The organism is Marinobacter sp. (assembly GCF_033722195.1).
Classification (GTDB): domain Bacteria; phylum Pseudomonadota; class Gammaproteobacteria; order Pseudomonadales; family Oleiphilaceae; genus Marinobacter.
Genome location: NZ_JAWVZL010000028.1, coordinates 21,952 through 36,990, shown reverse-complemented (window position 1 = coordinate 36,990; position 15,039 = coordinate 21,952). Strand labels below are relative to the sequence as shown.

Annotated in this window: 15 protein-coding genes; 13 read left to right on the top strand and 2 right to left on the bottom strand. The window is 66.4% G+C overall.

Features of this window, described 5'->3' with window-relative positions; genetic code table 11:
• Window positions 1-31: 31 nt before the first annotated feature.
• The 7 genes from R3280_RS07615 (at window position 32) to R3280_RS07585 (ending at window position 6,461) form a co-directional block, all read left to right on the top strand.
• Window positions 32-343 carry a hypothetical protein gene (locus tag R3280_RS07615; RefSeq protein ID WP_318997993.1) on the top strand — a complete coding sequence of 104 codons (312 nt, stop codon included), beginning with the start codon at window positions 32-34 and terminating at the stop codon, window positions 341-343.
• Between the two features lie 88 nt (window positions 344-431).
• Complete coding sequence (locus tag R3280_RS07610; RefSeq protein ID WP_318997991.1) at window positions 432-887, top strand: MerR family transcriptional regulator; 456 nt, start codon at window positions 432-434, stop codon at window positions 885-887.
• On the top strand, window positions 871-3,471 hold the full coding sequence (locus R3280_RS07605) for a heavy metal translocating P-type ATPase (protein ID WP_318997990.1): 2,601 nt from the start codon (window positions 871-873) through the stop codon (window positions 3,469-3,471). The genes R3280_RS07610 and R3280_RS07605 overlap by 17 nt, the downstream gene beginning before the upstream one ends.
• Window positions 3,468-3,596, top strand: coding sequence for a hypothetical protein (locus tag R3280_RS07600; RefSeq protein WP_318997989.1), 129 nt, complete (start codon window positions 3,468-3,470; stop codon window positions 3,594-3,596). The genes R3280_RS07605 and R3280_RS07600 overlap by 4 nt, the downstream gene beginning before the upstream one ends.
• Window positions 3,597-3,623: 27 nt before the next feature.
• A complete protein-coding gene (locus R3280_RS07595; protein ID WP_318997988.1) occupies window positions 3,624-4,082 on the top strand; it encodes a DUF411 domain-containing protein in 459 nt (152 codons plus the stop codon).
• 155 nt (window positions 4,083-4,237) lie between these two features.
• Window positions 4,238-6,199 carry a VacB/RNase II family 3'-5' exoribonuclease gene (locus R3280_RS07590; RefSeq protein ID WP_318997987.1) on the top strand — a complete coding sequence of 654 codons (1,962 nt, stop codon included), beginning with the start codon at window positions 4,238-4,240 and terminating at the stop codon, window positions 6,197-6,199.
• Window positions 6,200-6,269: 70 nt separating this feature from the next.
• Complete coding sequence (locus tag R3280_RS07585; RefSeq protein ID WP_413468753.1) at window positions 6,270-6,461, top strand: hypothetical protein; 192 nt, start codon at window positions 6,270-6,272, stop codon at window positions 6,459-6,461.
• A gap of 28 nt (window positions 6,462-6,489) precedes the next feature.
• On the opposite strand, the gene R3280_RS07580 is transcribed toward R3280_RS07585, so the two are convergent.
• Complete coding sequence (locus R3280_RS07580; RefSeq protein WP_318997985.1) at window positions 6,490-7,383, bottom strand: acyltransferase; 894 nt, start codon at window positions 7,381-7,383, stop codon at window positions 6,490-6,492.
• Between the two features lie 188 nt (window positions 7,384-7,571).
• Here R3280_RS07580 and R3280_RS07575 point away from each other — a divergent pair, with 188 nt between their 5' ends.
• Window positions 7,572-8,723: an alpha/beta fold hydrolase gene (locus R3280_RS07575; protein ID WP_318997984.1), complete on the top strand. Its 1,152-nt coding sequence runs from the start codon at window positions 7,572-7,574 to the stop codon at window positions 8,721-8,723.
• Between the two features lie 7 nt (window positions 8,724-8,730).
• On the opposite strand, the gene R3280_RS07570 is transcribed toward R3280_RS07575, so the two are convergent.
• Window positions 8,731-9,411, bottom strand: a complete 681-nt coding sequence (locus R3280_RS07570) for a haloacid dehalogenase type II (protein WP_318997983.1) — start codon at window positions 9,409-9,411, stop codon at window positions 8,731-8,733.
• 170 nt (window positions 9,412-9,581) lie between these two features.
• On the opposite strand from R3280_RS07570, the gene R3280_RS07565 reads away from it, so the two are divergent.
• The 5 genes from R3280_RS07565 to R3280_RS07545 all read left to right on the top strand — a co-directional run bounded on the left by R3280_RS07565 (window position 9,582) and on the right by R3280_RS07545 (window position 15,036).
• Window positions 9,582-10,775 (top strand): alpha/beta hydrolase, encoded by a 1,194-nt coding sequence (locus tag R3280_RS07565; RefSeq protein WP_318997982.1) that lies wholly within the window; start codon window positions 9,582-9,584, stop codon window positions 10,773-10,775.
• A gap of 9 nt (window positions 10,776-10,784) precedes the next feature.
• Window positions 10,785-11,687, top strand: coding sequence for a LysR family transcriptional regulator (locus R3280_RS07560; protein WP_318997981.1), 903 nt, complete (start codon window positions 10,785-10,787; stop codon window positions 11,685-11,687).
• A gap of 111 nt (window positions 11,688-11,798) precedes the next feature.
• A complete protein-coding gene (locus R3280_RS07555) occupies window positions 11,799-13,019 on the top strand; it encodes a multidrug effflux MFS transporter (protein ID WP_318997980.1) in 1,221 nt (406 codons plus the stop codon).
• A gap of 114 nt (window positions 13,020-13,133) precedes the next feature.
• Complete coding sequence (gene tpx, locus R3280_RS07550; RefSeq protein ID WP_318997979.1) at window positions 13,134-13,631, top strand: thiol peroxidase; 498 nt, start codon at window positions 13,134-13,136, stop codon at window positions 13,629-13,631.
• 121 nt (window positions 13,632-13,752) lie between these two features.
• Complete coding sequence (locus R3280_RS07545) at window positions 13,753-15,036, top strand: MATE family efflux transporter (protein ID WP_318997992.1); 1,284 nt, start codon at window positions 13,753-13,755, stop codon at window positions 15,034-15,036.
• The last annotated feature ends 3 nt before the right edge of the window (window positions 15,037-15,039 follow it).

Genomic DNA, 15,039 nt, shown 5'->3' with positions numbered 1-15,039 from the left:
TGTTGGTAGACCCCCCAGACAGCGGAGCACCATGGCAGACAACTACCTGACCCCGGAACAGAATCAGCGCCTGCGGCGCTGGGAAGCCTGGAACAAGGGCTACTTCATCTTCGCCTTCGTGACCCTGATCATCGTGCTGGTATTCAGCAGCCAGCTGGGGCTGTCCAGTGGCGACAGCTGGGGCCCGCTGGGACTGATCCTGGCGGCGCTGGTGGCGCCCATCGTGATTCTCCAGGCGCGCCTGCGCTGCCCTGCCTGCGGCCACCGCATCGGCTGGCAGGCCAAACTGATGGCGCCGGACCAGTGCCGGTGCTGCGGGGTGTTCCTGCGCTCCCGCCAGTAGCGGAGATCACTGACAGGGCACGCTTGACCTATGAGCCACTCAAAGGTTTTATACTGGCAGCATTGACAGTCTCCGAAGGAGTCAGACGATGCAGGTCAAGAACCTAGCCCGTGCCGCACAGGTCAGCCCCGACACTGTGCGCTATTACACCCGTGAGGGGCTGCTGCAGCCGGTCCGTAATCCGGACAACAACTACCAGGTCTACAGCGATGACGACCTCCAGCGCCTTAATTTTGCCCGCAAGGCCCGGCAGCTGGGGTTCTCGCTGCCGGAAATCCGCGCGATCCTGGCCCAGGCCGACGATCACCATTCCCCCTGCCCCATGGTGCGGGATGTGTTTGAGCAGCGGCTGGCGGAAGTGGAGGCCCAACTGCAGGAACTGACCGAGCTGCGGGACCGCATGAAAGCCGCCATGGCGAGCTGGCAGACCATGCCGGACGGCACCCCGGACGGCCACACCATCTGCCGCCTGATCGAACACTGGGACCTGCCCGCCAGCGCAGCGTCCGAAAGCCGGAGAGGCCAGCATGAACCCATCGTCTGAGTCTGTGCTGAGCATCGAAGGCGCCACCTGCCAGGGCTGTGTGCGCCGTATCCGCGCTGCCCTCGAGGGCCTGGTGAGCGACCCGGAGACGGTTCGGGTCGATCTGGACCGCCAGCAGGTGGAGCTGCCCGCTGGCGTGGATGCCGACGAGGCCGCCCGGCGCGTCAGCGATGCCGGCTATCCCGCCACTCCCACTGACGCTGCCGGCGCCGGCTCCGATGACCAGGCCCGACCTGACCGGGATGGCTCAGCGCAAGGCGACTCCGAGCAGGGCGGCTCCGATCAGGGTCCGGCGAAAGAGGCCCGGTCAGAGGCCCGCGCCAGCAGCGGCGAGCAGGACGTCATCGAGCTGGCCATCTCCGGCGCCACCTGTTCCTCCTGCGTCAGCACCATCGAAAAGGCGATGAAATCCGTACCCGGCGTCCGCCACGCCCACATGAACCTTGCGGACCAGACCGCCACCGCCCGGGGCAAGGCGGACCCGGATGCCCTGATCAAGGCGATATCCAGCGCCGGCTACGGCGCCCGGGTGATCGAGGACCCGGACCGGGCCGATGCCGAACGCGACCGGGAGGAGGCCGCCGCGTTTCGCACCATGATGGTCAAGATGGCATTCAGCCTGGGCCTGGGCGCCGTCATGATGGTCTGGGGCATGGGCTTTGGCAGCATGATGGTCTCGGAAGACAACCGGCTGACCTGGCTGGTGTTCGGTGGCCTCACCCTGCTGGTGCTGGTGTTCACCGGTGGCCACTACTACACCGGGGCCTGGAAGGCCTTCCGCCACCACAACGCCAACATGGACACCCTGATTGCCCTGGGCACCGGTACCGCCTGGCTATACTCCATGGTGGTGGTGCTGTTTCCCGAGCTGCTGCCGGCCATGGCCCGGCATGTCTACTTCGAGGCCTCCGCGATGATCATCGGCCTGATCAACCTGGGTCAGGCCCTGGAAATGCGGGCCAAGGGCAACACGTCACAGGCCATCCGCCGTCTGCTGGACCTGCGGGCGAAGACCGCCCGGGTAATCCGGGACGGCGAGGAGCAGGACCTGCCGGTGGAGCAGGTCCGGGTCGACGACCACATCCGGGTCCGGCCCGGCGAAAAACTGCCGGTGGACGGCGAAATCATCGAGGGCAGTACCCGCATCGATGAGAGCATGCTGACCGGCGAGGCCATGCCGGTGAACAAGAGCGAAGGCGACAGTGTTTCGGCCGGCACCATCAACAGCCAGGGCTCAATCGTCTACCGGGCCACCCGGGTGGGCAGCGACACCGCGCTGGCGCAGATCATTTCCCTGGTTAAGAAGGCTCAAGGCTCAAAGCCCGCCATCGGCCGGCTGGCGGACGACATCTCGGCAGTGTTCGTACCCACGGTGATGCTGATTGCGGTGGCCACCGCGCTGGTGTGGTTCAACGTCGGCCCGGAGCCACGGGCGGTGCACATGCTGGTGGCAGCCACCACGGTGCTGATCATCGCCTGCCCCTGCGCCCTGGGCCTCGCCACCCCCATGTCCGTCATGGTGGGCGTGGGCAAGGCCGCCGAGTACGGCGCGCTGATCCGCCAGGGGGATGCCCTGCAGACCGCCGGCAAGCTGGATCTGATCGTGCTGGACAAAACCGGCACCATCACCCGGGGCAAACCCACGGTCACCCACATCGAGCCCGCCGGCGACCAGCAGGAAGACGAGCTGCTGGCCCTGGCCGCCGGTATCGAACGGCATTCGGAGCACCCGCTGGCGGAGGCCATTGTGCGTAAGGCTGACGAGGACGGCGTCGAGGCCCGCAGTGTCAGCGACTTTGAGGCCCTGAATGGCAAGGGTGTGATCGGCCGCTACCGGAACCAGGCCCTGCGCCTGGGCAACCGCCGCTGGCTCAGTGGCGAGGGCATCGATCTGGCCGGACTGGACAGCGCCGCCGAGCGGATTACCAAAGACGCTGGCACCCCGCTGTTTCTGGCCCTGGATGACCGCGCTATCGGCGTGCTGGGGGTGGCGGATGCCCTCAAGGATGACTCCATCGACGCCATCCGCCGTTTCCACGATGCCGGGTTGCGGGTGGTGATGGTGACCGGGGACATCGAAGCCACGGCCCGGGCCATCGCCCGCCAGACCGGCATCGACGAGGTCCGGGCCGAGGTGCTGCCGGAGGACAAGGCCCGCATCGTGGAGGAGTTCCGCCAGCAGGGTTACAAGGTCGGCATGGTGGGGGACGGCATCAATGACGCCCCCGCGCTGGCCGCCGCCGACGTGGGTTTCGCCATCGGCACCGGCACCGATGTGGCCATCGAGAGCGCCGCCATTACCCTGATGCGGGGCTCCCTGCACGGTGTGGTGGACGCCATCGAGATCTCCCGGGCCACGGTGCGCAACATCCACCAGAACCTGTTCGGCGCCTTCATCTACAACAGTCTGGGCATTCCGGTCGCCGCTGGCCTGCTCTATCCGATCTGGGGTGTGCTGCTGAGCCCCATCATTGCCGGGGCCGCCATGTCCATGTCGTCGGTCACGGTGGTCACCAACGCCAACCGGCTGCGCCTGTTCAGGACCAGCCGCCACACACAGGCGAACAGCGAGGGAACCAAATGACAGAACTTCTGGTCAATGCCATGGGACTGATCCTGATGGCCGCCATCGTGGGCTGGTTCTGGCTCAGTGACAGTGACAGCGCCAGCGCCCGCATCAGCAACAAAGGCTCCGACAGCGACTCATAGTCCAGCCATCATCATTGAGGAATTCACATGCTGCTGAAACTCCGCTCCACCCTGACCGGTGCCCTGGTGGTCCTCACTTTGGCGGTCTCTGCCCAGGCCGAACCGGCCCCGACCACTGTGACCGTCTACAAGTCTCCCAGCTGCGGCTGCTGCGGTGACTGGGTCAAGCACCTGGAAGACAACGATTTCGAGGTGGAGGTCCGCGACACCCAGAACCTCAACCCCATCAAGGTGGAAGCCGGTCTGACCCCGGCGCTGGCCAGCTGCCATACCGCCTTCGTGGGTGGTTACGTCATCGAGGGTCATGTGCCGGCCAGTGACATCCGCCGCCTGCTGGAACAGGCGCCCGAGGCCCGAGGCCTGAGTGTGCCGGGCATGCCGGTGGGCTCGCCGGGCATGGAGATGGGCGATCGCCAGGACGCCTACCAGGTCCTGCTGTTCAATGACCAGGGCCAGACCCGAGTGTTCTCCAGCTACCCCCAGTAGACAGCTCCGGTCGCAGTATGACGGCCACAGCCCGGGCTCCAGGCTCCGGGCTGTGACCAAATTGTCACCCTTGCCCGCCTCCAGGGTCTGACGGCGCCGACCAGAACCGGTATACTCGGCCCATCTTCCTCATGTTCTTACCAGCCAGGTTCCCCATGCTCAACGCCGACGCCCTCCAGCAGTTGCGCCAGCTGAAAACCGACATTGAATCCAGCAAGGTTGTCCACAACGGCACCGTCAAGGCCACCAATGGCCGCTTCGGTTTTGTTGCCCTCGACGATGGCCGCGACCTGTTCCTGCCCCCGGAGGAAATGCAGAAGGTGCTGCCCGGGGACCGGATCCGGGTATCCGAGACCCAGGGTGACAGCGGCAAGGTCCAGGGCCTGGTCGAGGAGCTGCTGGAAAGCCGGCTGAACACCTTCGTGGGCAAGTATCTGGTCAAGGGCAAGGGCCACTTCGTGGTGCCGGAGACCCCCGGCATCAACCGCTGGATTTTCATTCCGCCCAAACATCGCCAGAACGCCCAGCCGGACGACTTCATCTACTGCCAGATCCTTCGCCACCCCATCAAGGACGGCAAGGGTCAGGCCAGCGTCCGCAAGGTGCTGGGCAAGGCCGAGCAGCCCGGTATCGAGCGCGCCTTCACCCTGGCCACCTACGACCTGGAAGAGCAATGGCCGGATGCCGTTCAGAAGCAGCTCGAAAACCTGGACGAAGCCCTGGTTCAGCGGCTTGCCGCCGGTCGTGAGGACCGTCGGGAGCAGCCCTACGTCACCATCGACAGCCCCAACACCCAGGACATGGACGACGCCCTCTGGGCCGAACCCAATGCCACCGGCTGGCGCCTGTCGGTGGCCATCGCCGATCCCACGGCCCTGATCGAACCGGGCAGCCCTTTGGAAGCCGAGGCCCGGGAGCGGGCCACCGCCATCTATTTCCCGGGCGAGCCCCGGCCGATGCTGCCGGAAGCCCTGAGTACCAAGCTCTGCTCCCTGATGCCCGGCGTCGACCGCCTGGCCATGGTGTGTGATATCCAGGTCAACAACGACGGCAGCCTGGGGGATTACCAGTTCCGGCTGGCGGTCATCCGCTGCCAGGCCAAACTCAGCTACGAGCTGGCCGCCAACGTCATCGAGGGCCGCGAGGACGACGACACCCGCGCCCTGTCGGACACCGTGCTGCGCAACATCGACCAGCTCCACCAGGCCGCCGTCGCCATGCGCAAGTGGCGCGCCGGCAACGCCCTGCTGAACGTGGACCGGCCCGAGTTCCGGCTCCGGCTGGACGAGAACAAACGCATCCGCCAGATCGACCCGGCGATTCCCACCGAGGCCCATCGCCTGGTGGAGGACTGCATGGTGGCGGCCAACCGCTGCGCCGCCGACGCCCTGAGCCGCCATGGCCGCGGCCTGTTCATCCAGCACCCCGGCCTGCGGGACGACAAGGTGGACAACATCCGCCAGTTGCTGGCGGAGCACGCCGGGCACCTGGCAGAGGTGGATCCCACCTCGCCGGAGGGCTTCATGCGGATGATGCGGGAAACCGAGGGTCTGGCCGGTGAGCTGCCGGTGAAATCGGTCATTTCCCGCCAGCTGGCCCGGGCCGAACTGAGCTTCACCCCGGCGCCCCACCAGGGCATGGGGCTGGCGGCCTACACCACCTTTACCTCGCCGCTGCGCAAGTTCACCGACTTCCAGGTCCACCGGCTGCTGAAGAGCCTGCTTTGGCAGGAGCCCGGCCAGGACCTGTCCGAGGCCGAGCTGGAGCGGCTCCAGGCCGCCCAGATCAAGGCCCGGCAGGCGGCCAACAGCCTCGAGAACTGGCTCAAGAGCGACTTTGCCCGGCAAATGGATGCCAGCACCGCCATAAGCGGCGTGATCACCCGCACCACCCCGGCGGGCTTCTTCGTGCGGCTGGACAGCAACGGCCTGGAGGGTTTCGTCAGCACCAAGTCCCTGCCCGGCAAGTACAGCTTCGACCCCATTACCCTGCGCCTGCTGGGCAAGGACCGGTTCTTCCAGCTTGATCAGCCGGTTACGGTGACTTTTGCCGGCATCGACGAGGAACGCCGCCAGATCAATTTCAATCTGGTGGAGACCCCCTCCGCTCAGTCTTGAAAGCCGCCTGGCCAGTCACCATCCTGGGAATACGGCCGCCCGTTGCGGCCGCCGGATAACGGAGGTGAGCATGCGCCCGGACGAATTCCTCAGAAAGTACGGCTTCGACAAGGAAGAGGAAGCGCGCGAACACAGCCTGCGGGAAAACGCGCTGGACCATGCCCGCCGCCTCAGGCGGCCCCACACCGGCACGCCCCACGACTGGGAGGAGTGGGAGCGCTACCGCAAGGAACACCCTGACGAAGTAGCGGACGACGACTAAAGCTGAGAGCGCCCGGTGGCCCGTCCGGCTAATCCCCCAGCATCTTCTGCAGTCGCTGATCCTTCTCACTCCACAGCGACCCCAGCCACTCCTTGACGTTGCGCCGGTGGTCGGCATCGCTGGCGTAGTCACGGCCTTTCAGGTGTTCAGGAATGTCGCGGGTATCGATGTGCATGCGCACGTCCGACACCCGACCGCACAGGAAATCCCAGAAGGTGGGCGCCCCACCCGGGTAGGCGATGGTCACGTCCACGAGGGTCTCGATCGCGTCCCCCATGGCGTCCAGTACAAAAGCCACGCCGCCGGCCTTGGGCTTGAGCAGGTGCTGGTAGGGGGACTTTTCCTTGTCGTGCTTGGCCTGGGTGAAGCGGGTGCCCTCGATGAAGTTCATAACGCTGACCGGGGTGTAGCGGAATTTCTCGCAGGCCCGGCGGGTGGAGCGCAGGTCCTCACCGCGCTTCTCCGGGTGCTTGATCAGGTACTCCCGGGAGTAGCGCTTCATGAAGGGGAAATCCAGGCCCCACCAGGCCAGGCCGATCACCGGCACCCAGATCAGCTCGCGCTTGAGGAAGAACTTCAGGAACGGCGCCTTGCGGTTGAACACCCGCTGCATGGCGAAGATATCCACCCAGCTCTGATGGTTACTGAGCACCAGGTACCAGCTCTCTCGCTTGAGTTTCTCGTCCCCGGTGACCTGCCAGCGGGTGTTCTGGGTCAGCTTCATCCAGCCGGTGTTGCAGGCCACCCAGGACTCCGAAATCCAGATGATGGCGCGGGTGCACAGTACCCGGAAGCCGGTGTGGGGAATCGCCAGTTTCAGCAGTGCCGGAACGTACAGTAGCAGGCACCAGAAGAGCGTGTTGATGGCCAGTAGAATCGACGCAATAACGCCGATCACCGGCGCGGGCAGAAAGCTGAGCATAGTTTAGATCCGGTTATTGTTGGACTTTCCCGGCGGCGATGATACCAATGCCGGCCCCGTCTGGGCAGTGACTGCACTGACCGGATTGCCGCACCGGCGTGACGGACTCGCCACTGCACAGGTCATTTCAGGCCGTATACTGACGCCCAGATCCATCGTCACCGATACCACCTCTGATCGAGACTAACATGGCCCGTCTGCTCCAGTCCGCTTTCAACCAGGGTGCCGTCCTGACCCGCCAGGCCACCCTCACCGCCGGCAACGCCTTTGACCGCCTGTTCCGTGCCGCCAGCCTGGTGCAGGCCGGCCAGACCCCGTTTGAAACCCTCTACAGCGATGGCCTGGTGAGCCTGCGCTACTACCCGCCACTGGCGGAGGAGCGCATCGAGTTTGACGACACCGTGATACCGGTCAACCGCCGGAGTCACCGTACCCCCATCGTGATCGTGCCGCCGCTGGCGGTGAACATGCTGATCTACGACCTGTTTCCCCAGCGCAGCCTGGTGCGCTATCTGCGGGCCCGGGGCTTCGAGGTCTACCTGATCGACTGGGGCATCCCCACCCGGGCCCACAGCCACTACGATCTCCAAACCTACGTCGCCGAACTGCTGCCGCAGTACCTGGACCGGGTCCGCCAGCACAGCGGCGAGCAGGAGATCTCCCTGCACGGCTGGAGCCTGGGTGGCATGTTCACCCTGTTCTATGCCGCCCTCAGCCGCGACCAGCACATCCGCAACGCCGTGGTGCTGGGCTCCCCCATCGACAGCCATGCCTCCGGCCTGATGGGGCTGATGTACCAGGGCTTCAGCGGTGTCGCCGAGCGGGTGCGCAGGTACACCGGCTTCCGCCTCCACGACCTGCAGCCCCACTGGTTCCATACTCCGGGGTGGCTCAATACCATCGGCTTCAAGCTCACCAACCCCATCGGCAGCATCATGGGTTACTGGGAGCTGGTGGTGCGCCTGGGGGACCGGGAGTTCGTCACCAGCCACGCCACCACCTCGGCCTTCCTGGACCGCATGGTGGCTTACCCCGGCGGCGTCATCCAGGACACGGTGGTACGGGTGTGGATCGACAATTCCCTGTCCCGAGGCGAGATCCAGATCGGTGACGATGTGGCGCGGCTGGAGAACGTCAACGCCAACCTGTTCGCCCTGGCCGGCGACAGCGACACCATGGTGACCCCGGCGGCGGCGCGCCGGGTGATGGACCTGGTGAGCTCGAAGGACAAGACCTTCCGGGTCGTGCCCGGCGGCCACATGGGCATACTGGCGGGCAGCCAGGCACCACGGGCCAGCTGGGTGGAGCTGGCGGACTGGCTGGCAGCGCGTTCGGACTAGTGTCCCGCTAGTGATCCGCCAGTCCTGCCAGGGCCTCGCCCAGGCGGTAAAGGTCCGGAATGATGGCGGACGGCTGCAGGCCCCAGTCCTCGAAGGGCTGGCTTGCATCCCGCTGCACCCAGATGGCCATGAGGCCGGCGGCGCGGGCACCGATCACATCCCACCCGTTGCTGGACACCAGGCACAGGGGCCGGTCCAGGGCGCCGGTGGCGCGGCGGGCATGGGCATAGACCGCCGGGTCGGGTTTGAAGCTGCGGATGTCGTCCACCGACACCAGACCGTCCAGGTGATCCCGCAACTCGTTGTGGCCCAGCACCTGTTCCAGGGCCTCGTGGCTGCCGTTGGAAAACGCGAACTGAGGATAATGCCGGCCCAGCTCCGCCAGCACCGGCGCCGCATCCGGGAAGGCCGGCAGTTTCAGGTAGGCGGCGATCAGCTCATCCTCCCGTTCCGGCGACAAAGTAAAACCCCGCAGCCGCATGGCGTGCTGCAGGGCCTGGCGGGTCACCACCCCGAAGTTCTGGTACATCCGCATCAGGCCGCGGCGAAAGGCGAACTCCAGTTGTTTCTGGCGCCACAGCTGGCTGATCTCGGCGGCCGCGTCCCCGACATCCGCCTCCAGAAGCCGGGCCATGCCCTGGGGGTCCACCAGGGTGCCGTACACATCAAAGGCCAGGGTAATGGTCATGGTCTGTCTCCTGTTGTGTTCATCCGCCCGAACCCGCCGGCGCGTATAGTGTCGGGATGGTTTCCCTAACCTTAACAGCGATACGGGAGGTGCGCCTGTTGGTGTCTGTTCTGTCTTGCCTGCGGCGATGCCGTCGGCTTCCTGTTACCAGAGCCCTGGGACTGCTGGCGATGCTGGCCCTGACCGGCTGCCAGGCCTCGCCGGCTCTTTACCAGCCTGCCCCGGCGCAGCTTCAGGCCGAGCCGGTAACCGATTTTGAGCGCTACCGGGCCGGAGTGGAACGTCATCTGGCGCAGCACCGGGTGGCCGTCGACGGCTTCAGCCGCGCCAACCAGGTGGCCTGGAACCTGCCCTACGAAATGGCACCGGCCCCGGAATGCGCCGGCGAACCCGGCCCCAGCCGCGGCATCCTGCTGGTCCATGGTCTGAGTGATTCCCCGTTCGTGTTTAAGGACCTGGCCCGCGCGCTGACACGGCAGTGCATCAGTGTCCGCACCCTGCTGCTGCAGGGCCACGGCACCCGGCCGGGGGACCTGACCGAAGCCCGCGCCGAAGTCTGGCGAGACCAGGTGCGGTATCACTACGAAGCCCTGGCGGCCGAGGTGGAGTTGGCGTTCATCGGCGGCTTCTCCCTGGGTGGCGCCCTGGTCACCGAATACGCCCTGGACCCGGCCACGCCGCGGCCCGCCGGCTTGCTGGCGATCGCCCCGGCCTGGGAGCTCAACGGCTTGCGGGAGTATCTGTGGCTGGCGCCCTGGGCCGATCTGGTGACCGACTTCGTGGAGGAGGAACCGGAGCTGAACCCGGTCAAGTACGAGTCCCTGGCCCTCAACGCCGCCACCCAGCTGGCCAAGGTGAGGGCTGCGACCCAGACCCGGCTCACCGGCCAGGAACGCCTGGACCTGCCGCTGATGCTGGTGGCCACCGAGGCGGATTCTGTCATCAACCTGGAGTTTCTCGCCGGCCAGTTCCAGCGTCGTTTCCGGCACCCTGCCAACCGCATGCTGGTGTTTCGGGACCTGCGGCAACCGGCTCCCTGGCAGGATGCGCGCATCCTCAGCCTGGACAGCTACCTGCCGGAGCAGCGCATCCTGGAGTTCTCCCACATGGCCCTGGCGATCTCCCCCGACAATCCACTCTATGGACGGCAGGGCCCGTTGCAGCGGTGCCTGGAGCCCAACAGCCTGACCCTGGACCAGTGCCGGGCGCTGGCGCCGGGCAAGCTCTGGTTCAGCGCCTGGCGGGAGGAGGACCCGGGCATGCCCACTAGCCGGCTCACCTTCAACCCGCATTTCGACCAGATGGTCAGCGAGATCACCGGTTTCCTCGACCGGGCAGTGGTGGCGGCGGACACGAAGCCCTAAACTGCATTCATGAACAACCTTGATGCATTCAACCTGGATACCCGAGCCCTGACCGTGTTCGTCACCGTGCTGGACGAAGGCAGCGTATCGGCCGCGGCGGTGCGCCTGGGGGTCAGCCAGTCGGCCGTCAGCCATACCCTGGACCGTCTGCGCCAGGCCTTGGGGGACCCGCTGTTCGTCAAATCCGGTCGCGGCATCAGCCCCACCCGCTACGCTATCCAGGCCGGCCCTCATGTGCGCCAGATCCTTGACGAACTGCGGGCGCTGTCGGCGGGTCCGCCGTTTGTACCGGCGCGGGCCCGGTTCACCTTTACCGTGGCCGCCAACGACTACCAGCGGGACCTCTTCCTGCCACCCCTGATGGCCATGCTGCGGGAGCAGGCGCCGGGCATCCGGCTGCACGTGATGCCCTCCGGCATTCCCTCCGCCGACATGCTGCGCAACGACATCTGCGACCTGATCATATCCCCCCACGCCCCGGACGCCGCCGACCTGATGCAGCGCCGGCTGCTGGAGGACCGCATGGCGGTGTTCTACGACGCCGGCCGGCGGGAGGCGCCGGCCACCCTGGCAGACTACCTCAAGAGCCAGCACATCGGCATCCTGTTCGGCGCCGGCGAGCGCATGGCACTGGAGGGCTCACTGGCGGCCCAGGGCCTGAGCCGGGACATCGCCGTCACGGTCTCGAACTTCTCCGGCCTGCCGGGGTTCCTGCGGGGCACCGACCTGCTGGCCACCGCGCCACTGCGGATGCAGGACCACCTGCTGGCGGGCTTTGCCAGCGCGCCGCTGCCGTTCCAGTACCGGCCTTTCCAGCTGCTGATGCTCTGGCACCAGCGCCACCAGGACGACCCGGCCCACCGCTGGCTGCGACAGGCGCTGGTGAAGGTGGCGGAAAGCCTGGCGTCCTGATCCATCACTTTTATTCATCAGTGCTATGAGCCTGCCGGGCGATATCTTCGACGAGGGCGGGCGTAGACTGTGACTCCATCTTTCATTCTGTCACCGTGCCACGGAGTCACCATGCTCGCCCTGACCAGCATCTGGACCACCATCCTACTTGCCGCCGCCGTGGCGCTGGGTCCGCTGGCCATGGACATGTACCTGCCGGCATTGCCGGCCCTGCGGGACAGCCTGGCCACCAGTACCGATCAGGTCCAGCTGACCCTCAGTATCTACATGGTGGGCTTCGCCCTGGCCCAGCTCATCTGCGGGCCGCTGGCGGACCGGTTTGGCCGCAAGCCTGTGATGGTGGGCGGCTTCGTGCTGTTCGCCCTCGCCAGTATCGGCTGCGCCCTGGCCAGCTCCATCGAAACCCTGCTGCTGTGCCGTTTCCTCCAGGCCTTCGGCGGCTCCGCCGGCCCGGTTCTGGGCCGGGCCGCGGTGCGGGACATCTACACGCCCCGGGAGGCGGCCCGCATCATGGCGATCCTGGCCAGCATCATGGCGCTGGCGCCGGCTATCGCGCCCACCCTGGGCGGTCTGTTACTGGGCAGTTTCGGCTGGCCCGCCATTTTTCTCGCCCTGGGCGGCTATGCCCTGGTGATGGCGGTGGTGGTTGCTGTCGGCATCCCCGAGCCGCTGGCGCCGGCCAACCGCCAGTCCCTGCGCCTGGGCAGCCTGTGGCGCAACTACCGCAGTATTGGCGTCGACCCGAGCTTCCTGGGCTACACCCTCACCAACGCCTTCACCTTTGGCGGTCTGTTCGCCTTCCTGTCGGGAGCGTCGTTTGTGCTGATCGACTTCCTGGGCGTCCAGCCCCGGCACTTCGGTTACTACTTCGCCCTGGTGGTGGCCGGCTACATCGCCGGCAACCTGGCGGCGGTCCGGCTGGGCAGCCGCCTGCCGCCGGACCGCATCATGGCCCGGGGGATTGCCCTGTGTGTGGCGGGCGGGCTGGCCGGCGCAGCCCTGGCGGTGATGGAGGTCTACCACGTGATGGCCACCATGGCACCGCAGGTGCTGTTCATGGTGGGGGTGGGCATGATCCTGCCCCAGACCCTGGCCGGCGCCCTGGCCAATTTTCCCCACATGGCGGGCTCGGCGTCGGCCCTGCTGGGCTTCATCCAGATGAGCCTGGCGGCCCTGCTGGGGATGCTGGTGGGCCAGCTGCACAGCGGCACACCGCTGGTGATGACCACGGTGATCGGCGGCTGCAGCCTGGCCACCCTGCTCACCTACCGTTTGCTGGTGCAGCGCCATCCGGCGCCGGGTTTCGAGCCGCTTTCGGCCCATCCGGCCTGACCCGGGCCATCGGAATAGTGACGGCAACCGTAAAATCGGCTAAACAGTGAGGGCGCCGGCTTAACCACGGCCACCGAACCTCCTATTCCCGACCGATGTAGAACGGAGACTTACATGAGCAAGGTAACACTGGACGGCAATCCCATTGAGCTCAGCGGCAGTTTTCCCCAGCCCGGTGAGCGCGCGCCCGACTTCACCCTGACCAGCCAGGGCCTGGAGGAAGTGTCGCTGGCGGACTTCGCCGGCAAGCGCAAGATCCTCAACATCATCCCCAGCATCGACACCGGTGTCTGCGCCGCCTCCACCCGCAAGTTCAATGAAAAGGCCAGCAAGCTGGACAACACCGTGGTGCTGGTGGTGTCCGCCGACCTGCCGTTTGCCGCCGGCCGTTTTTGTGGCGCCGAGGGCCTCAAGGACGTGGTGACCCTGTCCAGCTTCCGCAACTACAGCTTCCAGCAGGACTACGGCGTGGCCATCCAGAGCGGCCCGCTGGCGGGACTCTGTGCCCGGGCGGTGGTGGTGCTGGACGAGAACGACAAGGTCCTGCACAGCCAGCTGGTGGGCGAGATCAAGGACGAGCCGGATTACGACGCCGCTCTCAAGGTGCTCTGAAAGGTACGTTGAAAGGTACCTTGAAAGGTACTCTGAACCCGGAAACTGACCCGAAGGTAACTTGAGTTCCAGTCGACCCGCCATAGATCCCCACCGCAGCCTGCCCCGCCAGCTGGCGGCCATGACCTGGCCGATGCTGGCGGGGGTGGTGTCGCTGATGAGTTTCCAGCTCGCCGACAGTGCCTTTATCGGCCAGCTGGGCGAGCCTCCGCTGGCGGCGCTGGGCTTCACCCTGCCCATGCAGCAACTGGTGATCGGCCTGCAGGTAGGGCTGGGGATTGCCACCACTGCCATCATTTCCCGCACCCTGGGGGCCGGCGACCAGATCCGAGCCGAGCGTCTCGGCGGCCTGGTGGTGTGTGTCGGTGGCACCCTGGTGCTGGTACTGGCGCTGGCCATGTGGTTCTCCCGGGACACCATCATGACCCTGCTGGGGGCGGAGCAGAGCCTGTTGCCGCTGATCCGCTCCTACTGGATTCCCTGGCTGGTGGCGGCCTGGACCGGAGCCCTGCTCTACTTCGGCTACAGCGTCTGCCGCTCCCATGGTGACACCCGCACCCCCGGTTACCTGATGGTGGCCACCAGCCTGCTCAACATCGTCCTGGATCCGCTCTATATCTTTGTCTTCGGCTGGGGCCTGCCGGGCGCCGCCATGGCCACCATCACCGCTTTCGGCCTGGGCTGCCTGGTGGTCTACCCGCGCCTGCTGCGGGCCGGCTGGCTGCGGTTCGACCTGGGCCAGTTGGCCCTGGGCCAGGCGCTGCGGCAGCTCAACAGCATCATGGCGCCGGCGATGGTGAGCCAGCTGATGCCGCCCCTGTCCGCCATGCTGGCCACCGCCATGGTGGCCGGCTTCGGCTCGGCGGCGGTGGCGGCCTGGGGCCTGGGGACGCGGCTGGAGTTCTTCTCCATCGTGGTGGTGCTGGCACTGACCATGTCGATGCCGCCCATGGTGGGCCGCCTGCTGGGCGCCGGTGATATCGCCACGATCCGCCGCCTGGTGCGGCTGGCGGTGCGTTTCGTGGTGATCTGGCAGTTGAGCCTGGGAATAATATGGCTGGCGGCCTCGGGCCTGGTGGCGCAGCTGTTCACCACCGACGCCAGTGTCCAGGACATCCTGCGCACCTACCTGGTGCGGGTCCCGTTGAGTTACAGCGGACTGGGGGTCTGCATCCTGATGGTGTCGGTGTGCAATGCCCTGGGGCTGTCGGTCCGCGGCCTGGTGATCTCGGTGCTGCGGCTGTTCGCCTGCTTCCTGCCCATGCTGTGGCTGGGAGCCCGCCTGGGGGACATCCCGGGCCTGATGACCGGCGCCCTGGTCGGCAACCTGATGGCCGGCGTCATGGCTTACGGCCTGTACCGCGCCGGCATGAGGCACCTGGCTGACGAGGCAGCACGGCGCTGAGCC